Here is a 24,513-nt window from a genome sequence, read left to right on the forward strand (position 1 = left end):
CGCGGGGCGATCAGGCGGGCTCGCCTTCCTTGATCAAATGCCCTGCGAGTGTCCGTAACGGTCCCAGTTGTCGGCAGATCAGCGCCAGTTGCGTCTGTACCAGCCGCTGATGCTCGTCCAGCTCCTCCGGCATCTGCTCCAGCGCATTGGCCAGGGCTTCCTCGGCGTCGCTGTGGATTGCCACCGGCAACCGTGCCGCCAAGCCATTGGCGATTTCGTCGAGACTGCTGGCCAGGCTCCGCCCGGCGCCATCGATCAACTGCTCGTGGACCTCGGTCGGCAGTGCCGTGTCGCGGTGCGCCCCCAGCCCCGAGAGGTAGCTGAGCAAGGTATGTGACAGTACCAGGAAGCGGAAGCCGACATCGGCTTCCTTACGGAAGTGCCCCGGCTCCATCAGCATGTTGGCCAAGGTGGTGGACAATGCCGCGTCGGCGTTGTGCGCGTTGCGCCGGGCCAGGCGGTAGGCCAGGTCGTCGCGCTTGCCATGGGCGTACTGCTGCATGATCTGACGCAGGTATTCACTGGCGCAGGCCAGGGTGTTGGCCAGCACCTTGTTCAGCCGCCGGCCCTGCCAGTCAGGCAGGAACAGGAACACCGCGACAATGGCGATCAGGCTGCCCACCAGGGTATCGAACAGGCGTGGCAGGAACAGGCCGTAGCCATCGCCGATCTGGTTGAAGCAGAACAGCACCATCAGGGTGATCGCCGCCGTGGCCAGGGTGTAGCGGGTGGTGCGGTTGACGAAGAACACCACGCCGGCGACCACCGCGAACAGCGACTGGATGATCGGGTTGGGGAACAGGTCGAACAGCGCCCAGCCCACGGTCAGGCCGATGGCTGTGCCGAAGATCCGCTGCACCAGCTTGCGCCGGGTCGCGCCATAGTTGGGCTGGCAGACGAACAGCGTGGTGAGGATGATCCAGTAGCCCTGGGTCGGGTGGATCAGGTGCACCATGCCATAGCCCACCGACAACGCCAGCGACAGGCGCAGGGCATGGCGAAACAGCAGCGAGGTCGGCGTCAGCTGGGTGCGCAGGCGTTTCCACACATCCTTGAGGTTGCGGGGCGAGCGGTCGAGCAGGCTGCTGTCGCTGGCGTCGGCCAGGCTGTCCGGGTTGCTCGCGGCGCTGAGCAGCCGGTCCAGGGTGGCCAGGTTGGCGGCCAGCGCCCGCAGCGAGCGCAGCAGGCCGCGCCAGGCCGGGTTGCTCTGGATGCGCAGGTGCTCGAGCGAAGCATTGAGGTCTTCCAGGGCCTCGGGGTAGCCGCTGGCGAGCACGAAGGGCTGGCGCAGGCGGATCGAGCGGGCCAGCTCCTGGCAGGAAGAACCCTGTTTGCGCAGCAGGCGCTGGCAGCGGAACATCACATCGCTGTGGAAGAAGGCGTCCGTCAACGCGTTGTAGGGGTAGTGCGAGGCACTGACCCGCTCATGGATGTCCTGGGCCAGGAAGTACAGCTTGAGGTAGCGGCTGACCTTGGAGTTCGGCTGGCTGTTGCCGACCCGGTGCAGGATGATTTCCTTGGCCGCGTTGAGCGCCGCCACAACCTTGCCGTTCTGCTTGGCCAGCTCCAGGCGCGTGGCCTCGACGTCGAGGGTGCGCACCGGCTCGAACAGGCTGGCCTTGAGCTTGAGGTAGGTGCCCAGCTCGAAGAACAGCTTGGCCAGGCTCTGCTGCACCGGCTGGTTGGAGAACAGCGCCTGCCACAGCACCGACAGCAGCCCGTACCAGGCCGCGCCCGCGACCAGCAGCAACGGCTCGTGCCAAAAGTCGCTGACTTCGCCGCCGCGCTGGTCGACGCCGATCATGGTGTAGACCGAAAGGATCAGCGTGGCCGAGGCGATCGCCCCGTAGCGTTCGCCCAAGGCCCCGAGCATGGTCAGGGAGAACGCCGCCAGGGCCAGGGCGACGGCGAAGATCCAGGGGTAGGGGAACAGCAGCTCGACCGACAGCGCGGCGATGGCGAAACAGCCAAGGGTCACCAGCAGGGCGCTGAGCCGGCCCTGCCAGCCATCGTCGGTTTCGGCCAGGGCACTGGCGATGATGCCGAGGAACAGCGGGATGAGCAGGCTCATCTCGTTCTGGTACCAGCACCAGGCCATGCTGCCGGTGAGGGCGATGGTCACGCGGATGGCGTAGCTGAACTTGTCTTGGCCCCACAGGCGACGCAATGAATGGCGGAACGAGCTCGATGACATGATGGCCTGCTGGGCAGTATTCGAAAAAGAATCTCTGGGGCCTCATCGCGGGGCAAGCCCGCTCCCACGAGCCGAGTGGCCTTCGTGGGAGCGGGCTTGCCCCGCGATGGTTTTTCACCCTTCGCAGCGATGGACCAGCAAGAAGCGTTCCGTGCTGCTGAATGGATTCTACTCTACACGAACTGCGCCGCCGCGTTGGCCGAAGCCCAGGCCCACTGGAAGTTGAAACCACCCAGGTGCCCGCTCACGTCCAGCACCTCGCCGATGAAGTACAGCCCAGGGCTCTTCAGCGATTCCATGGTCTTGGACGACACCTCGCGGGTATCGACGCCGCCCAAGGTCACCTCGGCGGTGCGATAGCCCTCGGTGCCTGCGGGTACCACCTGCCAGGCCGACAGTTTTTCGGCGATCTGGGTCAATTCTGCCGGCGTGTACTGTTTCAAGGGTTTCGAAACGAACCATTGCTCGGCCAGCAGGTTGGCCAGCTTGCGGGTGAACACCTCGCCCAGCACCGTCTTCAGCTCGCTGTTGGGGCGCTCGACTTGCTGGCCCTGCAGCCACTCCAGCGCGTCGCGATCAGGCAGCAGGTTGATCTGCACCGTGTCGCCGGCTTCCCAGAACGACGAGATCTGCAGGATCGCCGGGCCGCTCAGGCCGCGGTGGGTGAACAACAGATTCTCGCGGAAGCTCATGCCATTGCAGCTGGCGACGCAGTCCAGCGAGGTGCCCGACAACTCGGTGCACAGTGCCTTGAGCTGGGGCTCGGTGATGGTGAACGGCACCAGGCCGGCGCGGGTCGGCAACAATTCATGGCCGAACTGGCGGGCGACCTGGTAGCCAAAGCCGGTGGCGCCCAAGGTCGGGATCGACAGGCCGCCGGTGGCGATCACCAGCGACTGGCAGGCGAACGGACCGGCGCTGGTCTGCAGGGTGTAGCCGCCTTCGGTCTTGTCGATGCGCTCGATGCTGGTGTTCATGCGCAGTTCGGCGCCGGCCTCGTCACACTCGGCCAGGAGCATGTCGAGGATGTCGCTGGACTTGTTGTCGCAGAACAGCTGGCCGAGCTTCTTCTCGTGGTACGGCACGCCGTGCTTGCACACCAGCTCGATGAAGTCCCACTGGGTGTAGCGGGCCAGCGCCGACTTGCAGAAGTGCGGGTTGTGCGAGAGGAAGTTGGTGGGCTCGGTGTACATGTTGGTGAAGTTGCAGCGCCCGCCGCCGGACATGAGGATCTTCTTGCCCGGCTTGTTGGCGTGGTCGAGCAGCAGCACCCGGCGCCCGCGGCGGGCGCTGAGCTGGGCGCACATCAGGCCGGCGGCGCCGGCGCCGAGGATGATCACATCGGTGGAGTGCACGAAATTACCTCTTCAAGAACTGGGGCCGCAAAGCGGCCCCAAAAAGTCTTCAGACGATACGGACTTTCAGGGCGCGACCCTTGATCTTGCCGCTGTTCAGCCGCTGCATGGCCTGCTTGGCCACCGCCCGCTCCACCGCCACGAACGCCACGAAGTCGAAGATGGCGATCTTGCCCACCTGCTTGCCCGGCAACCCGGCATCGCCGGTCAGCGCGCCGAGGATGTCGCCCGGGCGCAGCTTGTCCTTGCGTCCGGCACCAATGCACAGGGTGGTCATCGCCGGCAGCAGCGGCTCGCCGCCCTTGCTCTTGAGGTTGTCCAGCTGTTCCCAGCGCAGCGGCTTGTTCTGCAGGTCCTCGATGGCCTGGGCGCGGTGGCCTTCGGCCGGGGCCACAAGGCTGATCGCCACGCCTTTCTCACCGGCGCGGCCGGTACGGCCGACGCGGTGCACGTGGATCTCGGCGTCACGGGCCAGCTCGACGTTGATCACCAGGTCCAGGCCGTCGATGTCCAGGCCGCGAGCGGCCACGTCGGTGGCCACCAGCACCGAGCTGCTGCGGTTGGCGAACATCGTCAGCACCTGGTCGCGGTCGCGCTGCTCGAGGTCGCCGTGCAGGGCCTGGGCGACGATGCCCTTGGCGGTCAGGTGGGTGACCAGGTCCTCGCACTGCTGCTTGGTGAAGCAGAACGCCACGCAGGACTGCGGGCGGTAGTGGCCGAGCACGCGGGTGACCGCTTCCAGGCGCTGCTGTGGGTCGATCTCGATGAAACGCTGTTCGATCTGGCTGTCGCTGTGCAGGGCCTCGACCTTGACCTGTTGCGGCTGGCGCATGAAGTCCTTGGCCAACTGCTCGATACCGGCCGGGTAGGTGGCGGAGAACAGCAGGGTCTGGCGGCGCGACGGGGTCTTGCGGATGATGCTGGCGATGGCGTCGAAGAAGCCCATGTCGAGCATGCGGTCGGCTTCGTCCAGGACCAGGGTGTTGAGGCCGTCGAGCACCAGGGTGCCTTTGTCCAGGTGTTGCTGGATGCGCCCCGGGGTGCCGACGATGATGTGCGCGCCGTGTTCCAGCGAGGCGATCTGCGGGCCGAGCGAGACGCCGCCGCACAGGGTAAGGATCTTGATGTTGTCCTCGGCGCGGGCCAGGCGGCGCAGCTCCTTGGCCACCTGGTCGGCCAGCTCCCGGGTCGGGCACAGCACCAGGGCCTGGCAGCCGAAGTAGCGCGGGTTGATCGGATTGAGCAGGCCGATGCCGAAGGCGGCGGTCTTGCCGCTACCGGTCTTGGCCTGGGCGATCAGGTCCTGGCCCTTGAGGATGACCGGCAGGCTCTGGGCCTGGATCGGCGTCATCGAGGCATAGCCCAGGGCGTCCAGGTTGGCCAGCATGGCGGCGGACAGCGGTAGGGTGGCAAAAGCGGTGGTTTCAACGGTCACGAGGCGGGCCTGCGGCTGGAGCGAAAAATGTCGCACAGTCTACCAGCCTCATGGCCATTCGCCCTACGACTCGACGTGCTCTTCCGGACGACGGGCGCGCCTTCCGTCTGTCGGCGCCAGTTGCAGGAAGATCGCCGCCGCCAGCATGGCCATCACGCCGATGGTGACGAAGGTCAGCTGGAAGGCGCCCAAGGTGCTCTGCACGCCATCGCCGCTGCCGGCTGCGGTGAAGCCGCCGAGCAAGGCACCGGCGCAGGCCACGCCCAGGCTCAGCGACAGTTGCGCGACCACCGACAGCAGGCTGTTGCCGCTGCTGGCGCTGGCATCGTCGAGGTCGATCAGGGTCACCGTGTTCATCGCCGTGAACTGCATCGAGTTGACCGCCCCCAGCAGTGCCAGTTGCACCAGCAGCACGGCATAGGGTGTCTGCTCGTCGACCAGCCCCAGGCTGGCCAGCAGCAGGCCCAGCAGCAGGGTGTTGCCGGTCAGCACGATGCGGTAGCCCAGGCGCTCGATCAGCGGCCGGGCGATGGACTTGGCGAGCATCGCCGCCGCCGCCAGCGGGATCATGCTCATGCCGGCCTGGGCCGGCGAGTAACCGAGCGCCACTTGCAGCAGCAAGGGCACGAGGAAGGGCAAGGCGCCGCTGCCCAGGCGGGCGAACAGGTTGCCGAGGATACCGATGGCGAAGGTCCGTACGCGGAACAGCGAGGGCGAGAACAGCGGTTCCGGGTCACGCCCGGCGCGCAGCCAGTAGGCGGCCAGGCAGGCCATGCCGGCGAACAGCAACAGCATTACCCGCAGATGTGGCAGGTGCAGCTCGCCCAGGCCTTCCATGGCGATAGTGATCAGCACCATCGCCGCGCCGAACAGCAAAAAGCCCGGGGTATCGAAACGGGTGCGTTCGGCACCGCGCAGGTCGGGGATGAACTTCCACACCGCATAGCAGCCCAGGGCGCCCACCGGCAGGTTGAGCAGGAAGATCCAGTGCCAGGTCAGGATCTCCACCAGCCAGCCACCCAGGGTCGGACCCAGCAGCGGGCCGAGCAGGCCGGGGATGGTGATGAAGCTCATGATCCGCACCAGCTCCGAGCGTGGGTAGGCACGCAGCACCACCAGGCGCCCGACCGGCAGCATCAACGCGCCTCCCAGGCCCTGGATGACCCGGGCCAGGATCAGGAACGCCAGGCTGTTGGCCATGGCGCACAAGAGCGAACCGAAGCTGAACAGCAGGATGGCGCTGAAGAAGATGCGCTTGGTGCCGAAACGGTCGGCGATCCAGCCCGAGGCCGGGATCAGCAGGGCCACGGTGAGCATGTAGGCGACGATCACCCCCTGCATGCGCAGCGGGTCCTCGGCCAGCGAGCGGGCCATGGCCGGTAGCGCGGTGTTGAGGATGGTGCCGTCGAGTGACTGCATGAAGAAGGCGATGGCCACCACCCACGGGATCCAGCGGGCGGTGACGGGGTCCAGTGGTACGCGTTCGGGCATGGGTTACCTCAATGTCCTGTGTTGTCTGGGCCGGCCTCGTCGCCGGCAAGCCGCCTTCCACAGGGGCAGCGCATGCCGGTCATTGTGGGAGCTGGCTTGCCAGCGATGAGGCCGATCCTGCCGATCACAATGTCAGGGTCAGCCCTTTGACCAACGCCCCGGGCAGATGACTCGACCCGGTGCTGCGCTGCCCATAGGTGCTGGTCGAGAGGATCATCTCGCGCTCCTGGGTCAGGTCCTCCAGCTGGCTGCCCAGCAGGTTGTACAGGCTGTCGTCGAAGCGCATGGTGCTCACCGGCCCCTGGATCTGCCCGTTCTCCACCCAGAAAGTAGCGAAGCGGGTCAGCCCGGTCATGCGTGCCGCAGGCAGGTCCGAATAGTTCAGGTACCACAGGTTGCTGATGTACAGCCCGGTGCCGAGACGCTCCAGGATCTTTTCGCCAGGCAGGTTGCCCGGCGCCAGGCTCAGCGCGCACGGCGACTCGTGGCTGTCTGCGCCATTGGCCTGCTGGGCGAACTCGGCGGCGCTGCGGGCGCTTACCAGCCGCTCCAGCGCACGGCCTTCGCCGATCAGCAGCAGGTCGCGACGGGGCGAGCCCTCGTCGGAGAACGCTGGGCTCAGCGAGCCGCTGACCTGCTCGCTGAAGCTCACTCGTGGGCTCAGTTGCGCGTCGCCGTTGTACAGGCGCTGCAGAGGGCTGTTGCCCGTGGCCAGGGCCTGGGCGGAGAAACCGCCCCAGCACAGCATCCCGGCGATCTCGTCCATCGCCGCCGGCGCCAGGTAGGCCCGGTAGCTGCCGGGCTTGAGGGTGATGGCCGGGCGTCCCAGGTACGCCAGCTGTTCGCGGGCCTGGCGCAGGCGCGCGGCGAAGGTCTCGCCGCTCCACGCCTGCCCGGCATAGTTGGCCTTGACCGCCTGGCCGTTGGCGTGGAACAGGCTCCAGTCGAAGTTGAAGCTGTTGGCCTGGTGCCAGCCGAAGGCCCCGAAGGAACTGGCGAAGCCCCGGCAGATGGGGCCGGCGGCATAGATGCCGACCAGGTCCAGGTCACCGGCTTCGCGCTCGATGAGGGCCAGCACTGCGTCCAGCTCGGGCAATGGCTGTTCCAGCAGGCTATGGCTGTGCCAGGCGCTGTCGTCGAGGTTCAGGTAGGGATCCACCGCCAGCAGCGGCAAGGTCTGGCGCAACTGCGCCAGGGCGTCGTGCAGACGCCGTTGGTCGAGGTTGGGATCGTCGCCCAGGGTGATCTGCTGTTCGGCCTGGCGCCCTTCGCGCACCAACCGCAGGTGCACGCTGGCCTGGCTGACCAGTCCGGCCTGGCGCACCTTGGCATGGTTGAAGCGCACGAACTGCGAATGCTCGGCGCTGTAGCCAAGGGTGAACTGCTCGCCCGGTTGCACGGCGGCGTTCAGGCTGTCGAGCAGGTTTTCGAAACGTTGCTGGTACAGGGTGCTCATCAGGCGTCTCCCCCGAATACGTCGATCTGGCGGAACACGCAGGCCGGCGATGCATGGCCGACCCGCACCACCTGGTTAGGCTCGCCCTTGCCGCAGTTGGGCGTGCCGAGCACCTGGAAGGTGCTGCTGTCGCCCACGGCCGAGAGGTTGCGCCAGAAGTCGGCGGAGATGCCCCGGTAGTTCGGGTTCTTCACCACGCCCTTGAGCTCGCCGTTTTCGATCAACTGCCCCCATTCGCAGCCGAACTGGAACTTGTTGCGCGCATCGTCGATGGACCAGGAGCGGTTGGTGCGCATCAGGATGCCGTGCTCTATGCCACTGACCAGTTGTTCGAGCGACTGGTCGCCCGGCTCGATGTTGAGGTTGGCCATGCGGTCGATCGGCGCGCGGTTCCAGCCGCAGGCTCGGCTGTTGGCCACGCCATCCAGGCCCGAGCGCAGTTGCGACAGAGCGCCGCCCAGGGGGCGAACCAGCAGGCCATCGCGGATCAGGAACTGCTTGCTGGCCGGGGTACCGTCGTCATCGAAGCTGTAGCTGGCCAGCTCCTCGCGAAGGGTTGGGTCAAAGGTTACGTTGAGCAGCTTCGAGCCGTATTGCAGATGGCCGAAGTCTTCGGTTTTGACGAAACTGGTGCCAGCGTAGTTGCGCTCGTCGCCGAGGATGCGGTCCAGCTCCAGCGGGTGGCCGATGGACTCGTGGATCTGCAGCATCATCTGGTCGGGCATCAGCAGCAGGCCGCGTCGGCCGCTTGGGGTATTCGGTGCCAGCAGCAGTTGCAGCGCCTCGTCGGCCACCCGGCGGGCAGCGCCGACCAGGCCACAGCGCTCGATCACCTCGAAGCCGCCCTGCTGGCCGAAGTTCTCCCGGCCCAGGCTGCGGCTCTGGCTGTCCTGGCCGTCGCTGGCGGTGACACCCAGGCCCGGGTAGACGAAGCGCTGGGCATGGCGCAGCTCGGCGCCGGCGGAGTTCAGGTAGGTCTGCTCGACCACGCTGATGCCCAGGCTGGCCTGCCAGTCCACCAGGCGTTCGTCCTTGGGCACGCTGGCCGATTCGGCGGCCAGCAGGTCCAGGCAGTCGGCGAGGTTGGGCAGGGGCTGTTCGAAATTGGGCGAGACATGGTCGTGGCGTCCGTCCGGGGCTGGCTGGCCGCTCAGGTCGAGCAGGCTGCTGGCCTTGATCCGTCGGGCCAGCGCCTCGGCTTGCTCCAGGGCACGTTGCAGCCCAGCCTGGGACAGGTTGGCGGTGGCCGCGTAGGCCTCGACGCCCTCCACCCGCACGGTGAGCATGGCGCCTTCGTCCTGGCTGAAGAAGGGCGGCTCGGCGACGTTGCGCCGAACCGACAGTGACTGGTGCGATTGCTTCACATGGCGAAGCGAGAACAGTTCGGCCGTGCTGCGCAGCGCGGCAAAGCGCTGGCGCAGCAGGGTGCTGGAGTCGAACATGGAAATCTCCGTGTGTGCGGTGGCTCCCCCTAGGCTTTATACGAAAAGTGCCTGCGCGTCGATCATGCTGCGTTGAAAACAGGCTCGGAATGCTCATTTGCAACCTGCAAACTCCGCTTCCTCGCCTGTTTTCGCCTTGCCTGATCGCCGCTCGGCGACTTTTCGTACAAAGCCTAGAACCACCCCTCTTGCATCGCGAGGCAGGTGTCGTCGCGGGCCTCGAGCAAAGCGAGGTCATTATGGCAGCCCGGCACTTCCCAGGTGAGGAAATAACGCGCGGCCTGGAGTTTGCCCAGGTAGAAGTCGCGATCGCTGCCCTTGAGCAGGCCGACCTCGGCATGAATGGCCTGCTCCAGCCAGCGCCAGCCGATCACGCAGTGGCCGAACACCTTGAGGTACAGCGCCGAGTTGGCCAGCGCGCCGGCGACCTTGCCGCTGGCCAGGTCGCCGAGCAGGGCGAGGGTCACGCTCTGCAGGCGGTTGACCAGGTGCTCCAGGGGCTGGCGCAACGGATCGAGGTTCGGGTGATGGCTGGCGCGCTCGCAGGTGCCGGCGATCAGGCGGATCAGTTGCTTGAGCCCCGCGCCGTTGTTCTGCGCCAGCTTGCGCCCGAGCAGGTCGAGGGACTGGATGCCCTCGGTGCCTTCGTGGATCGGGTTGAGGCGATTGTCGCGGTAGTACTGCTCGACTGGGTACTCGCGGGTGTAGCCGTGGCCGCCGAGGATCTGGATCGCCAGCTCGTTGGCTTTCAGGCAGAACGCCGAAGGCCAGGACTTGACGATGGGCGTGAGCAGGTCGAGCAGTTCCAGGGCTTGCCGGCGAGCCTCGGCATCCGCGGCGGTGTGGGTGTCATCGAACAGCCGGGCCGCGTACAGGCCCAGGTCGAAAGCACCCTCCACGTAGGCCTTCTGCGCCAGCAACATGCGCTTCACATCGCTGTGCTCGATGATCGGCACGGCGGGGCTGTGCGGGTCCTTGTTGTCTGGCAGGCGGCCCTGTGGGCGTTGGCGGGCGTAGTCCAGTGAATACAGGTAGCCGGCGTAGCCCAGCATCACCGCGCCCATGCCGACGCCGATGCGCGCCTCGTTCATCATCTGGAACATGCAGGCCAGGCCCTGGTGCGGCTGGCCTACCAGATAGCCGACGCACTGGCCGTTGTCACCGAAGTTCAGCGCAGTGGAGGTGGTGCCGCGCCAGCCCATCTTGTGGAACAGCCCGGCCAGCAGCACGTCGTTGCGCGGCCCCAGGCTGCCGTCGGCGTTGACCAGGTACTTGGGCACGATGAACAACGAGATGCCCTTCACCCCGGGCGGTGCGTCCGGCAGCTTGGCCAGGACCATGTGCACGATGTTCTGCGAAAGCTCGTGGTCGCCACCGGAGATGAAGATCTTGTTGCCCTTGAGCCGGTAGGTGCCGTCGCCTGCGGGTTCGGCGCGGGTGCGGATATCGGCCAGGGACGAGCCGGCATGGGGTTCGGTCAGGGCCATGGTGCCGAAGTAGCGGCCCTCGATCATCGGTTGCAGGAACAGGCGTTGCTGTTCGTCGCTGCCGAAGCTCTCGATCAGGTTGGCCGCGCCCATGGTCAGGAACGGGTAGGCCGTGGTGCCGGCGTTGGCAGCCTGGAAGTGGGCGAAGCAGGCTTGCGATACCAGGCTGGGCAACTGCATGCCGCCGACTTCGAAGTCACGGTTGGCGTTGAGGAAGCCCGCTTCGAGGAAGGCGTCGACCGCAGGCTTCACTTCCGGGATCAGCTCGGCGCGGCCGTCCACGTAGCGCGGCTCGAGTTCATCGCCCTTGCGGTTGTGCGGGGCGAAGTACTTTTCGGCGATGGTGCGGGCGGTGGTCAGCGCCGCATCGAACGTCTCGCGGCTGTGCTCGGCAAAACGCGGGCGCTGGGTCAGGGCCTCGGCGTCGAGGACTTCGTAGAGTTCGAAGGCGAGGTTGCGGCTGCTGAGGAGGTGCTCGGACATGGCGGCATTCCTGGTTCGGGATGCGGCGAGTCTAGGCAAGGTGATGGGGCAGGGGACAGGTTAATTGGTTTGGGTGATATGGGGGCAGAAGTTGCCATTACCCAGGCCTCCTTGGGTTGCGCCGGGCGCTATGGACGTGGGTGTTACCCGTCGCAAAGCCTTGTCACGCAATTGCGCTTATATCGATATCGATATGGTTTTATCTTTGCCGCTCATGGAGAACTTACGCCTCCGGTATGGACAAGCCAGGCGAGTGCATTGGCGGGAGCGTGCAGGATGCATGATGGGCAATAGCCAATCGAATGGTTGGGTAGCAGCAAGCAGGACCTGCGGGACTTTTCGGTTGTGCCAAGGCTGCGGGCCGGGTATCAGCTGGAGCTGATCCAGGACGGTGAGGCCCCTTCGACTGGAAACCAATGGAAAGCGTTGGGCCTGGGACGCGGGAAATCCGCATCAAGTGTCGGGACGGAGCGTTTCGGGTGTTCTACGTCGTGAGTCGACCAGAAGCGGTTTATGTCCTGCACGCGTTTCGCCAGACGACCGAGAAGACGGAAAAGCACGATATCGATCTGGCGAGAGCGCGATACAAATTGTTGGGCGCCTGCTGAGCTGGAGTCGACAGTGTTTGAACGAGATGGATGCACAGAGGGATTTGCGATGACAAACGAACGCTCCACTTCGGTAAGGGATGCGCTGTTCGACTCACCCGCAGAGGCGGAGAACCTGCGGCTTCGGGCGAAGCTGATGCGGGTGTTGACCAGGATTGTCCAATCCTGGGATCTGCCGCAGAAAGTCGCAGCACGGCGACTGCATCTGACTCAGCCACGCTTGAGTGACTTGCTCAATGGCAAGATAGACAAGTTCTCGTTGGATGCTCTGGTGAATATCCTGGCGAACGCCGATCTGGAAGTCGATTTTACGGTGAAAAAGAAATCTGCGTGATGGTTGCTTCGCTTTAGTTGCGCGGGCTTTTCCTGATTAGGTGAGGGCTGCCAGGTTGAGAAATCTCGGCAAGACAGTTGCTCCCACAAAAAAGGAGAGCCTGAGCTCTCCTTTTCCGTTCAACGACCGTCAGCGTCAGCCAATGGTCATCAGGCTGGCGTTACCACCTGCCGCCGCGGTGTTCACGCTCACCGCCCGCTCGATCACCAGGCGTTCCAGGGCGATCTGGTGATCGCCACTCGACAGCCCGTGCACGCCGACGATCGCCCCGGCACGCTTGGCCACCTGCTCGCAAACACCGCGCAGCTGGTCGGAGTGACCGTGGTGGATGACCGCGTCGAAGGCCACGTCGTCCTTGCTCCAGTCGGCCACCAGCTTGATCTTCGCCTGCAGCTCCTTCGGCAGACGGCCGCGCACGGTCTTGGCTGGCTCGCCGTCCTGGAACACCGCCGAGCTGCCCACGGCCAGTACCGCCGCCAGCTGGGCCAGCAGGTCGGCCTCGTTGTCGGCCAGGCACAGCACGTGTTCGCGTGGCAGCACAGTGTAGGTGTTGCGCTCGCCGGTCGGGCCTGGCAGCACGCGGGTGATGCCGCTCTGCGACTGCTCGGCGAACTGCTCGCACAGCGCGGCCAGGTCGCTCATCTGGCTGCTGGCCGCCCAGGTCTTGAGGGTGGCCAGCGGCTTGAGCTGCTGGTCGCGCAGGGTGGTGTCGGCCTTGCTGCGCGCATCGTCGGCCTGGAAGTGGCGGGCGATGGCGTCGGCCGGGCGGGTCGACAGCAGGCGGTACAGGTACAGCGGGCCGCCGGCTTTCGGGCCGGTGCCGGACAGGCCTTCACCGCCGAACGGCTGCACGCCGACCACGGCACCGACAATGTTGCGGTTGACGTACATGTTGCCGGCGTTGACGTTGTCCACCACCTTGGCGATGGTCTCGTCGATGCGGGTGTGCACGCCCAGGGTCAGGCCGTAGCCGGAAGCGTTGATCTGCTCGATCAGCTGGTCCAGGTCCTTGCGGTTGTAGCGCACCACGTGCAGCACTGGGCCGAAGATCTCGCGCTTGAGCTCGTCGAAGCTTTCCAGTTCGATCAGGGTCGGCATCACGAAGGTGCCGCGCTTGATCTCCTCGCCTTCGGCGATGGCCACCTGGTAGACGGTGCGGCCTTTGTCGCGCATGCCCTGGATGTGCTTCTCGATGCCGGCCTTGGCTTCGGCGTCGATCACCGGGCCGATGTCCACGGACAGGCGCTCGGGGTTGCCCAGGCGGCTTTCGGCCATGGCGCCCTTGAGCATCTCGATCACGCGGTCGGCGGAGTCTTCCTGCAGGCACAGCACGCGCAGGGCCGAGCACCGCTGGCCAGCACTATCGAAGGCCGAGGAGACCACATCGATCACCACTTGTTCGGTCAGCGCCGAGGAATCGACGATCATGGCGTTCTGGCCACCGGTTTCGGCGATCAGCGGGATCGGGCGGCCCTGGTTGTCCAGGCGCCCGGCGATGTTGCGTTGCAGCAGGCGGGCGACTTCGGTGGAGCCGGTGAACATCACGCCCTTGACGCGCTCGTCACCGACCAGGCCGGCACCGACGGTTTCGCCCTGGCCTGGCAGCAGTTGCAGCACGCCTTCGGGGATGCCGGCCTCCAGCAGCAGGCGCACGGCCTGGGCGGCGACCAGCGGGGTCTGTTCGGCCGGCTTGGCCAGTACCGGGTTGCCGGCGGCCAGCGCCGCGGCCACCTGGCCGGAGAAGATCGCCAGCGGGAAGTTCCATGGGCTGATGCACACCACAGGGCCCAGAGGGCGGCAGCTGTCGTTGCGCAGGTCGTTGCGTGCCTGCACCGCGTAGTAGCGCAGGAAGTCCACGGCCTCGCGCACTTCGGCGATGGCGTTGGCGTAGGTCTTGCCGGCTTCGCGCACCAGCAGGCCCATCAGCGGCTGGATGTCGGCTTCCATCAGGTCGGCGGCACGTTCGAGGATCGCGGCGCGCTCGGCCGGTGGGGTGGCTTGCCAGATCGGCGCGGCGTTCAGTGCGCACTGGATGGCGTTGTCGACGTCGGTGACGGTGGCTTCCTGCACGTGGCCCACGACATCGCGGTGGTCGGCCGGGTTGAGCACCGGTGTGGCCGGCTGCTCGCTGGCGGCGCAGGCCAGCAGCGGCGTGGCTTTCCAGTCATTGTGGGCGGTGGCCAGCAGGGCGCAGGACAGCGACGCCAGGCGGTGTTCATTGGCCATGTCGATGCCGGCCGAGTTGGCCCGCTCGCTGCCGTACAGCTCACGCGGCATCGGGATGCGCGGGTGCGGCAGGCCGATGCTGCCTTCCTGGGTGCCCATGCGCTCGATGCTGGCGACCGGATCGGCGACCAGTTCCTGGATTGAGATCGAGTGGTCGGCGATGCGGTTGACGAACGAGGTGTTGGCGCCGTTTTCCAGCAGGCGGCGGACCAGGTAGGCCAGCAGGGTCTCGTGGGTGCCGACCGGTGCGTACACGCGGCACGGACGGTTCAGCTTGCCCTCGGAGATCTTGCCCACGACTTGCTCGTACAGCGGTTCGCCCATGCCGTGCAGGCACTGGAACTCGTACTGGCCCGGGTAATAGTTCTGCCCGGCGATGGTGTAGATGGCCGACAGGGTGTGGGCGTTATGGGTGGCGAACTGCGGGTAGATGGCTTCTGGCACGGCCAGCAGCTTGCGCGCGCAGGCGACGTAGGACACGTCGGTGTACACCTTGCGGGTGTAGACCGGATAGCCTTCCAGGCCCTCGACCTGGGCGCGCTTGATCTCGCTGTCCCAGTAGGCGCCCTTGACCAGGCGGATCATCAGGCGGTGACGGCTGCGCTTGGCCAGGTCGATGATGTAGTCGATCACGTACGGGCAGCGCTTCTGGTAGGCCTGGATGACGAAACCGATGCCGTTCCAGCCGGCCAGCGACGGCTCGAAGCACAGGCGCTCGAGCAGGTCCAGCGACAGCTCCAGGCGGTCGGCTTCCTCGGCGTCGATGTTCAGGCCGATGTCGTACTGCTTGGCCAGCAGGGTCAGCGACAACAGGCGCGGGTACAGCTCGCTCATCACGCGCTCGTACTGGGCACGGCTGTAGCGCGGGTGCAGGGCCGAGAGCTTGATCGAGATGCCCGGGCCTTCATAGATGCCACGGCCATGGGACGCCTTGCCGATCGAGTGGATCGCCTGCTCGTAGGAGGCCAGGTATTTCTGTGCGTCGTGCTCGGTCAGCGCGGCTTCGCCGAGCATGTCGTAGGAGTAGCGGAAGCCCTTGGCTTCGAACTTGCTGGCGTTGGCCAGTGCCTCGGCGATGGTCTCGCCGGTGACGAACTGCTCGCCCATCAGGCGCATGGCCATGTCGACGCCCTTGCGGATCATCGGCTCGCCGCTCTTGCCGATGATGCGGGTGAGCGAGGAGGTCAGGCCGGATTCGTTGTGGGTGCTGACCAGCTTGCCGGTCAGCAGCAGGCCCCAGGTGGCGGCGTTGACGAACAGCGACGGGCTGTTGCCCAGGTGCGGCTGCCAGTTGCCGGTGCTGATCTTGTCGCGGATCAGTGCGTCACGGGTGCCTTTGTCGGGGATGCGCAGCAGGGCTTCGGCCAGGCACATCAGCGCCACGCCTTCCTGGGAGGACAGCGAGAACTCCTGCAGCAGGCCCTGGACGATGCCGGCACGGCCGCCGGCGCTCTTCTGGTTGCGCAGTTTGTCGGCAAGGCTCGCGGCCAGCTTGTTGGTGGCTTCGGCCTGGGCGGCCGGCAGGCGGGCCTGCTCCAGCAGCATCGGCACCACTTCCTGCTCGGGGCGGCGGTAGGCGGCGGTGATCGCCGAGCGCAGTACCGACTGCGGCAGGATGCTTTCGGCGAATTCCAGGAAGCACTGGTGGGCGTGGTCGGCGGCGACTTCGCCGGCGTCGTCGCCAGCGGCGGCATGGCCGTTGAGGTCGTTCAGGGTGGCGCCACCCTCGAGCTTCTCGAGATAGTTGAAGATCGCTTGCTTGATCAACCAGTGCGGCGTGCGGTCGATGGACTGCGCAGCTGCTTTGAGTCGCTCACGGGTCGGGTCGTCGAGTTTGACCCCAAGGGTGGTCGTCGCCATTTCTTATCCTCGTTATTGGCCACGGATGTGACCTAAGCTGAAGGCAAGATTAGCCTGTAGGACAATTCGGGTGCAACCGGGTGCAACCCGAAATCTTCGCAGTAAAGGTGCAACTCGTCTGAAGGATGTTTCCTTACAGCCGAAACGGTCTTTTTTGCTGCTTTTGCTTATGTAAAACGCTGCGTTTGCTCCGAAAAGGAGCAAAAAAGGGGCTTTATCCGAAAAACCATGGCTGGGTGCAACTTGCAAATGAAAAATGGTTGCACCTCGTTCATGTTGTTGCATAGGATGCGCCGCCTGGGTGCAACCGTCGTGCACGGCGGTCGCAAGAGATAAAAACAACGCCAGGGCACAACTCATGGGCAATCCACTAACGATCACCTTCGTGGTCTACATTGCGGCAATGGTGCTGATCGGCTTCGCCGCCTATCGCTCCACCAAGAACCTTTCCGACTATATTCTCGGCGGCCGTAGTCTCGGCAGCGTGGTTACCGCGCTTTCCGCCGGCGCATCGGACATGAGCGGCTGGCTGTTGATGGGCCTGCCGGGCGCCATCTACTTCGCGGGCCTTTCCGAGGCCTGGATCGCCATCGGCCTGACCGTCGGCGCCTACCTGAACTGGCTGTTCGTCGCCGGCCGTCTGCGTGTGCAGACTGAGCACAACGGTGATGCCCTGACCCTGCCGGACTACTTCTCCAGCCGCTTCGAAGACCAGACCGGCCTGCTGCGGATCATCTCGGCGATCGTCATCCTGGTGTTCTTCACCATCTACTGCGCTTCCGGCATCGTTGCCGGCGCCCGTCTGTTCGAAAGCACCTTCGGCATGTCCTACGAGACCGCCCTGTGGGCCGGTGCTGCCGCGACCATCGCCTACACCTTCATCGGTGGTTTCCTGGCCGTAAGCTGGACCGATACCGTGCAGGCTTCGCTGATGATCTTCGCGCTGATCCTCACCCCGGTGATCGTGCTGATTTCCACTGGCGGCTTCGACCAGACCTTCGCTGCCATCGACGCGGTGAACCCGGCGCACTTCGACATGTTCAAGGGCGCGACCTTCATCGGCATCATCTCGCTGATGGGCTGGGGTCTTGGCTACTTCGGGCAGCCGCACATCCTGGCGCGCTTCATGGCCGCCGACTCGGTGAAGTCGATCGCCAACGCCCGTCGCATTTCCATGACCTGGATGATCCTGTGCCTGGCCGGTACCTGCGCTGTCGGCTTCTTCGGCATCGCGTACTTCTCGGCGCACCCTGACCTGGCAGGTCCGGTCACCGAGAACCACGAGCGCGTGTTCATCGAACTGGCCAAGATCCTGTTCAACCCTTGGATTGCCGGTATCCTGCTGTCGGCCATCCTGGCTGCTGTGATGAGCACCTTGAGCTGCCAGTTGCTGGTGTGCTCCAGCGCCCTGACCGAGGACTTCTACAAAGCCTTCCTGCGCAAGAACGCTTCGCAGAAGGAATTGGTCTGGGTCGGTCGTCTGATGGTCCTGGCTGTCGCGCTTATCGCCATCGCGATGGCCTCCAATCCGGAAAACCGTGTGCTGGGCCTGGTGGCCTATGCCTGGGCCGGCTTTGGTGCCGCCTTCGGTCCGGTGGTGCTGATCTCGGTGCTGTGGAAAGGCATGACCCGCAATGGCGCATTGGCCGGTATCGTGGTCGGCGCGCTGACCGTGATCCTGTGGAAGAACTATGTGGACCTGGGTCTGTACGAGATCATCCCGGGCTTCCTGTTCGCCAGCGTCGCCATCTTCATGGTGAGCAAGCTGGGCAGCCCGTCCAACAGCATGGTTACGCGTTTTGAAACCGCTGATGCGGCGTATCACGCTGACAAATAACGCCTGCTGAACCGGCGTTGTCCCTATCGCGGGGCAAGCCCGCTCCCACGCGCCCTCGGGCATTGGTGGGGGCGGGCTTGCCCCGCGATGCTTTTTGCCGACTGCAAGGCAAGGTAAACTTGTTGCCCCCGCAGGAGTCCTCATGAACTATCGTCACGCCTTCCACGCCGGCAACCACGCCGACGTCCTCAAGCACATCGTGCTCACCCGCCTCATCGCCCTGATGTCGCGCAAGGAGCAGCCGTTCGCCTATCTCGACACTCACGCCGGTCTGGGTCTCTACGACCTGCAGGGCGACCAGGCGAGCCGTACCGGCGAATACCTCGAGGGCGTGGCCCGCCTGTGGAACCGCGACGACCTGCCTGAAGCGGCCGCCGACTACCTGCGCATCATCAAGCGCCTGAACCCGGATGGCGAGCTGCGCTACTACCCGGGCTCGCCCGAGCTGGCGCGTCGTTTGATGCGTCAGCAGGACCGCGCCCTGCTCAACGAGAAGCACCCTGAAGATGGGGCGCTGCTCAAGGAGAACATGAAGAAGGACCCGCGGGTCACCGTTCATTTGGGCGAAGGCTGGCACATCCCGCGGGCGCTTCTGCCGGTGCAGGAAAAGCGCGCCATCATGCTGATCGACCCGCCGTTCGAGCAGGCCGACGAGCTCAAGCGCTGTACCGTGGCCATGAAAGAGGCGATCGGTCGCATGCGCCAGACCGTCGCGGCCATCTGGTACCCGATCAAGGACCAGCGCTCGCTGACCCGCTTCTATCAGGACCTCACCAGCACCGGCGCGCCAAAGCTGCTGCGGGTCGAGCTGTATGTGCATCACCAGGACAGCCCGCAGGGCCTGAACGGCTCGGGCCTGGCCATCGCCAATCCGCCATGGGGCCTGGAAGATGAGCTCAAGACGCTGCTGCCGTGGCTGGCCAAGGAGCTGGCGCAGACCGCCGGCAGCTTGCGCATGGACTGGCTGATCGCCGAATAACCTAACGGCATGTGACCCTCGTGGGGGCAAGCCCGCTCCCGCGCGAGTGCATCGCGCCTGACCATCTTTGCGTTATAATCCCGCCCTTTAGCCGCCATCCGTCCGAATGGCCGTTGGCGCACTTCATACCGATTTGAGAGGCTAGACCCTTGGCACTGACGATTCTTGGCCTGTCCGGCGCCCTTAGCCATGACCCTTCCGCGGCCCTGTACATCGACGGCAAGCTGATTGCCGCCGCCGAAGAAGAGCGCTTCGTGCGTGACAAGCATGCGAAGAACCGCATGCCCTACGAGTCGGCGAAGTTCTGCCTGGAGCAGGCCGGCATCAAGCCGTCTGACGTCGACGTGGTGGCCATTCCGTTCGCCCCTATCAGCCTGTTCGGCAAGGCTCGCTGGCACTACGCCAAGCGCTACTGGTACGCCCCGGACCGCGCCCTCGATGCGCTGCTGATGGGTAACCGCCGCTACAAGCGCTACCGCAAGAAGATCGTCTGGTGCCTGGAGCAACTGGGCTTCGATCCGAAGAAGATCAAGATCGAGCCGGTCGAGCACCACCTGGCCCATGCCTCCAGCGCCTACCATTGCTCGGGTTTCAAAGAGAAAACCGCGATCCTCGGCATCGACGGCAAGGGCGAGTACGCCACCACCTTCTTTGGCTACGGCGAAAACGGCAAGATCCACAAGATCAAGGAATTCTTCGATCCGGATTCGCTGGGCGGCCTGTATGGCGCGATCACCGAGTTCCTCGGCTTCGAGATGCTCGATGGCGAGTTCAAGGTCATGGGCATGGCGCCATACGGCGATGCCAGCAAGTACGACTTCTCGCGCCTGGCCAGTTTCGAAAACGGCGAGCTGGTGATCAACACCGAATACGCCAACGTCATCGGCCTGCGCCGCTATAAAGAGAAGGGCAAGGGCTTCTACTTCTCGCCCAAGCTGATCGAGTGGCTGGGTCCGAAACGCGAAGGCGACATCGCCGACGAGCCTTACATCCACTACGCCGCCAGCATGCAGGCGCTGTTCGAGAAGCTCGCCCTGCAGATGATCGACTATTACCTGGGCGACACGCTGAAAGAGACCGGCAAGCTGGCCTTCGCCGGCGGCTGCGCGCTGAACGTCAAGCTGAACCAGAAGATCATCGCCCGTGATGATGTAAAGGAGCTGTTCGTCCAGCCGGCCTCCGGCGACGCCGGTACCGCCGTTGGCGCGGCCGCCTACGTGTCCCACGCCCGTGGCGTGCCGGTCGAGAAGATGGAACACGTCTACCTTGGCCCTGCGTATTCTAATGAAGACGTGATCGCCGCCTGTGCCCGTCACCCGAGCCAGCCGAAATGGCGCAAGCTGGAGAACATGCCGGAGCAGATCGCCAAGATCATGGTCGATGGCAACCCGGTGGCCTGGTTCCAGGGCCGCATGGAGTTCGGTCCGCGTGCGCTGGGTGGTCGTTCGATCATCGGCTGCCCGAGCGTGGAAGGCGTTGCCGACCGCATCAACCACCAGATCAAGTTCCGCGAACGCTGGAGACCTTTCTGCCCGTCGATGCTCGATACTGTCGCGCCGCAGATGATCAAGATCGATCACCCCGCGCCGTTCATGACCTTCACCTTCGAAGTCGCCGAAGAGTGGAAGGCCCGCGTGCCGGAAGTCGTCCATGAGGACGGCACTTCGCGCGCCCAGGTGCTCAAGCGCGAGTACAACCCGCGCTACTACGACATGATGAAGGCGCTGGAAAACCTGACCGGCAACGGCGTGTCGCTGAACACCTCGCTGAACCGCCGCGGCGAACCCATGATCTGCTCGCCGACCGACGCCCTGAACATGTTCTTCGGCTCGGACCTGCAGTACCTGATCATGGAAGACATCCTGGTGGTCAAGGAAGGCGCCGCGCCGTATGACCAGCCGCTCTGAACCGCGCATCCTGCAGTTCTGCCATGGTTATGACGGGCCGTTCCTCGATTGTGCCCGTCAATACGCCAGCCTGTTCCAGGGCAGCGGCTACAAGGTCACTACCGTGTTCCTCACCGGGGCAGCCGACGCAAAAGTAGCGGCTGGCTGTGCCTCGGACGAGGTGCTGTTTCTCGAGTTCAGTTCCAAGGCCGTGCGCGGCCTGAAGCTGGGCGCGATCCGCGCGCTGCGCAAGATCGCCGCGCAGCGCAATTTCAGCTTTTGCATCGCCCACCGCTTCAAGCCGATCTATGTCGCGCTGCTCGGGACCGGCCTGCCGGTGATCGGCGTGCACCATGCCTTCGGCGACTATGAGCGCAAAGGGCGACGGCTGTTCGCCAACCTGTTCCGCAGGCGCCTTAGCCTGCTCGGTGTGTCGGACGCGGTGCGTGACGACATGCGTCGCTGCCTGGGCCAGTGGCCGGCCGAGCGTATTCAGACCCTGTACAACCGCATCGACGTCGAGGCATTGCAGGCCAGCCTGGTGCCGCGTGGCGAGGCGCGCCGTGCACTGGGCCTGGATGAACGTGCCTGGGTGGTCGGCAACGTCGGTCGCCTGCATCCGGACAAGGACCAGGCCACGCTGCTGCGCGGCTTTGCCGAAGCCTTGCCGGGGCTGCCGACCGGCGCGCGCCTGGCGATTCTGGGCAAGGGGCGTCTCGAGGCGAAACTCAAGGCCCTGGCCGCTGAGCTGGGCATCACCGACCAGGTCGACTTCCTCGGCCAGGTCCCGGATGCCCGCCGTTACTTCCGCGCTTTCGACGTGTTCGCCCTGAGCTCCGACCATGAGCCGTTTGGCATGGTCTTGCTCGAAGCCATGGTCGCTGGCGTACCGGTGCTGGCCACCGCCTGTGGCGGCGCCCGGGAAGTGGTCGAGGGTGTGGGTGTGCTGTTCCCGCTGGGCGATGCCGCGCAGCTGGCCCAGGGCCTGAAGCACATGGCCGGCCTGGATGCGCAGCAGCGCGAGGCATGCGCCGGGCATATGCTGCAGCGCCTGCAGCAGCGCTTCAGCGACCAGGCGGTGCGGGGTGCCTTTTGGCAACTGCCGCAAGTCCGCGCGCTGATGTCGGAGGCCTGATGCTCAATCATCTCAAGGCCTGGCGCGAACGCGGCTGGCAAGTGATCGACGCGGACGCATACAACGACACTTGGCAGCGTCATGGCGGCAGTGTCGCCACGCACCCGTTGGTGATCGAGCAACTGGCCGACCTGGCCGGAATTCCCGTGCGTTACCTGGGCTGGTTCCAGGGCGCCGAGCTCAAGGCCGCGCTGCCGACCTGGGGGCGCCACCTGGCGCTGTCCAAGGACGTGCTCAAGCGCGAAGGAAAGAAAGGCCTGTTCGACCTGGGCAATGCCGAGATCATCCTGCCGGCCGCCGCCGATGCCGGGGCACCGCTGCGCCACGCCGGTCGCTACCTGTCGGAGTTGAACCAGGGGCGTTTCGCCGGCTTGAAGGCACAACCCGAGCAGTTGGCCATGGCACGTCCCCACGAGGACCTGTCGAAGAAATTCCGCTACAACCAACGCCGTGAGCTGCGACTGCTGGAAGAGGCGGGTGGCCAGGTGCGGCCGATCGGCGATTTCACTGCCGCCGAGATTGCCGCGATGTACTGTGACTTGTTCCAGCGTCGCTGGGGCTTCCCGGCCACCGGCGCTGCCCGCATGGCCGAGGTGGTCGAGCGCCTGCGGGAGCTGCTGATCGGCTCGGTGCTGTTCCTCGAGGGGGCGCCAATCGCCATTCAGTTGGTGTATCGCGTCGAGGCGCCGCAATGGATCAGCGTCGAATACGTCAACGGCGGGGTCGATCCAGACACCAAGGCCTTCAGCCCTGGGAGCGTATTGAGCTTCCTCAACACCCAGTCTGCCTGGGAGCAAGCCACGGCCCGCGGCAAGGCATTGCGGTTCTCGTTCGGTCGTGCGGACCGTGAGTACAAGGACCGTTGGTGCAACCCTGTACCGGTGTTCCAGTCGTGAGCCGCAAGCAGCAGTTGCTCAAGCGCCACCGGCGCAACAAGCGCCTGGGGCTGCTGGTGGGCCTGGTGCTGCTGGTTGCGTTGGGCGTGTTGGGTGTGTGGTGGTTGCCGCTGTTGTTGCTGGCGCTGCTGTGGGTGGCGCACGAGGCCTGGTTCGCCGATCACCTGTTCTACTCGCCGGGCGAAGACTACGCTTACCGTTTTGCCAAGGACACTCGAGAAATCGCAGCGAGCCTGCGGGGCGATCTGCTGCAGACCGATGTTGCACTGCAAGGTGACGAGACACTGATCCTTGAAATCGGTATTCGTAGCCGTTGGCTCGGGCGTTTCCTTGATCCTCGCGTCGAGCTGGTGGCGGGGGCCGCCAGCGACATGCAGACGTTCGAGCGTGGCGTCAACGGAGTGCGTTTCCTCAATCTGACCGGGTTGGCCGAACCATTGGCGGCCGGCACGTTGCGTCTGCGTGGTCGGCATTGCCGATTGAAAGAATCAGCGCGCTTGTGGATAACCCCAGCGGTCGAACTGCGCAACCGCCGAGTGATGGTCATTGCCCCCCATGCCGACGACGCCGAGCTGGCGGCCTATGGGCTCTACAGCCAGGCCGACGAAGCCTGGGTTGTCACCCTGACTGCCGGTGAGATCGAGGCCGAACACTACCAGGCCATGGGCCTGGCCAAGGCTGAGGCGGCCAGGCTGAAGGGCCGCCTGCGCGCCTGGGACAGCATCGCCGTGCCACGTTGGGCAGGCGTGCCGGAGTCGCATTGCGTGCAGCTGGGCTACTTCTGCCTGCAGTTGCCAGTCATGCAGGTTGCGCCGGATCTGCCGGTGGGCTCGCGTGAAGCCGACCTTGCCGACATCCGCCCCTTCCGCCGTTTCAATCCGTTCCCGCTGCCGGCCGATGTCGATGGTGCGCCGACCTGGCACAACCTGCTGGCCGACCTGCGTGCCCTGTTCGAGATGGCCCGGCCCCAGGTGCTGGTGATGCCGCACCCGGTGCTCGATCCGCACCCGGACCACATCTGTGCCCAGGCCGCTGTGCTCGAGGCGCTGCAAGGCCTGGCGTGGCAGCCTGAAACGTTGTTGTGCTACGCCAACCACCTGCATGACAACGACCGCTGGCCGATGGGCGACAGCGGTGATGGCGTGGCCCTGCCGCCGCAGCTGCAAGCCGCCGAAGCCTGGGCACCCTGCAGCCTGGTGCTGGATATCGACACCCAGCGCGACAAGGCCATGGCCCTGGGCATGATGCATGACCTGCAACCTGCCCCCCCCTTCAAGCGTCGCCTGCGCCGTGCGTTGCAACGCTGGCTGGCAGGGCGCCGCCCATCGCCGTACGGAGAGAACGAATTCTTCCGCAAGGCGGTGCGCCGACATGAACTGTTCTGGCGTCGCGACCTGTGAGCGCCCAAG

General features: G+C 65.2%; 15 protein-coding genes and 1 pseudogene. 8 read left to right on the forward strand and 8 right to left on the reverse strand.

All coding sequences use genetic code 11. From position 1 onward, the window contains the following. Nucleotides 1–10: 10 nt before the first annotated feature. The 7 genes from yccS to ACVWZ5_RS19035 form a co-directional block, all read right to left on the reverse strand. Nucleotides 11–2,194 (reverse strand): YccS family putative transporter, encoded by a 2,184-nt coding sequence (gene yccS, locus ACVWZ5_RS19005; protein WP_084943337.1) that lies wholly within the window; start codon nucleotides 2,192–2,194, stop codon nucleotides 11–13. 173 nt (nucleotides 2,195–2,367) lie between these two features. Continuing rightward, entirely contained in the window at nucleotides 2,368–3,549 is a 1,182-nt protein-coding gene (locus tag ACVWZ5_RS19010; RefSeq protein WP_084943335.1) for a BaiN/RdsA family NAD(P)/FAD-dependent oxidoreductase, read from the reverse strand. 49 nt (nucleotides 3,550–3,598) lie between these two features. After that, a complete protein-coding gene (gene dbpA, locus ACVWZ5_RS19015) occupies nucleotides 3,599–4,936 on the reverse strand; it encodes an ATP-dependent RNA helicase DbpA (protein ID WP_230962665.1) in 1,338 nt (445 codons plus the stop codon). A 111-nt stretch (nucleotides 4,937–5,047) separates the two neighbouring features. Further along, entirely contained in the window at nucleotides 5,048–6,475 is a 1,428-nt protein-coding gene (mdtD, locus tag ACVWZ5_RS19020) for a multidrug transporter subunit MdtD (RefSeq protein ID WP_062572640.1), read from the reverse strand. A 124-nt stretch (nucleotides 6,476–6,599) separates the two neighbouring features. Beyond that, entirely contained in the window at nucleotides 6,600–7,931 is a 1,332-nt protein-coding gene (locus ACVWZ5_RS19025) for a TldD/PmbA family protein (protein ID WP_186600341.1), read from the reverse strand. Further along, on the reverse strand, nucleotides 7,931–9,373 hold the full coding sequence (locus tag ACVWZ5_RS19030) for a TldD/PmbA family protein (protein WP_457340784.1): 1,443 nt from the start codon (nucleotides 9,371–9,373) through the stop codon (nucleotides 7,931–7,933). Before ACVWZ5_RS19030 ends, ACVWZ5_RS19025 begins: the two co-directional genes overlap by 1 nt. 173 nt (nucleotides 9,374–9,546) lie before the next feature. Beyond that, the gene (locus ACVWZ5_RS19035) at nucleotides 9,547–11,343 is read right to left on the reverse strand and encodes an acyl-CoA dehydrogenase (protein WP_457340785.1); all 1,797 of its coding nucleotides are present in this window, start codon (nucleotides 11,341–11,343) and stop codon (nucleotides 9,547–9,549) included. Between the two features lie 297 nt (nucleotides 11,344–11,640). Here ACVWZ5_RS19035 and ACVWZ5_RS19040 point away from each other — a divergent pair. Further along, nucleotides 11,641–11,951 (forward strand): annotated as a pseudogene (locus tag ACVWZ5_RS19040) (type II toxin-antitoxin system RelE/ParE family toxin). A 49-nt stretch (nucleotides 11,952–12,000) separates the two neighbouring features. Next, the gene (locus tag ACVWZ5_RS19045; protein WP_062572644.1) at nucleotides 12,001–12,285 is read left to right on the forward strand and encodes a helix-turn-helix domain-containing protein; all 285 of its coding nucleotides are present in this window, start codon (nucleotides 12,001–12,003) and stop codon (nucleotides 12,283–12,285) included. Nucleotides 12,286–12,420: 135 nt separating this feature from the next. Here the strand turns inward: ACVWZ5_RS19045 and putA are convergent, their stop codons facing one another. Beyond that, nucleotides 12,421–16,371, reverse strand: a complete 3,951-nt coding sequence (putA, locus tag ACVWZ5_RS19050) for a trifunctional transcriptional regulator/proline dehydrogenase/L-glutamate gamma-semialdehyde dehydrogenase (protein WP_062572645.1) — start codon at nucleotides 16,369–16,371, stop codon at nucleotides 12,421–12,423. A 358-nt stretch (nucleotides 16,372–16,729) separates the two neighbouring features. Here putA and putP point away from each other — a divergent pair, with 358 nt between their 5' ends. The 6 genes from putP to ACVWZ5_RS19080 all read left to right on the forward strand — a co-directional run bounded on the left by putP (nucleotide 16,730) and on the right by ACVWZ5_RS19080 (nucleotide 24,504). Then, nucleotides 16,730–18,208, forward strand: coding sequence for a sodium/proline symporter PutP (putP, locus tag ACVWZ5_RS19055; RefSeq protein ID WP_062572646.1), 1,479 nt, complete (start codon nucleotides 16,730–16,732; stop codon nucleotides 18,206–18,208). A gap of 142 nt (nucleotides 18,209–18,350) precedes the next feature. Continuing rightward, nucleotides 18,351–19,187 carry a 23S rRNA (adenine(2030)-N(6))-methyltransferase RlmJ gene (locus tag ACVWZ5_RS19060; protein ID WP_062572647.1) on the forward strand — a complete coding sequence of 279 codons (837 nt, stop codon included), beginning with the start codon at nucleotides 18,351–18,353 and terminating at the stop codon, nucleotides 19,185–19,187. Between the two features lie 149 nt (nucleotides 19,188–19,336). Then, entirely contained in the window at nucleotides 19,337–21,094 is a 1,758-nt protein-coding gene (locus ACVWZ5_RS19065; protein WP_062572648.1) for a carbamoyltransferase family protein, read from the forward strand. Continuing rightward, nucleotides 21,078–22,208: a glycosyltransferase gene (locus ACVWZ5_RS19070; RefSeq protein ID WP_062572649.1), complete on the forward strand. Its 1,131-nt coding sequence runs from the start codon at nucleotides 21,078–21,080 to the stop codon at nucleotides 22,206–22,208. Before ACVWZ5_RS19065 ends, ACVWZ5_RS19070 begins: the two co-directional genes overlap by 17 nt. Beyond that, a complete protein-coding gene (locus tag ACVWZ5_RS19075) occupies nucleotides 22,208–23,104 on the forward strand; it encodes an antimicrobial resistance protein Mig-14 (RefSeq protein ID WP_084943320.1) in 897 nt (298 codons plus the stop codon). Before ACVWZ5_RS19070 ends, ACVWZ5_RS19075 begins: the two co-directional genes overlap by 1 nt. Further along, entirely contained in the window at nucleotides 23,101–24,504 is a 1,404-nt protein-coding gene (locus tag ACVWZ5_RS19080) for a PIG-L deacetylase family protein (RefSeq protein ID WP_457340786.1), read from the forward strand. The genes ACVWZ5_RS19075 and ACVWZ5_RS19080 overlap by 4 nt, the downstream gene beginning before the upstream one ends. Nucleotides 24,505–24,513: the final 9 nt, after the last annotated feature.

The organism is Pseudomonas sp. TE6283 (assembly GCF_054060555.1).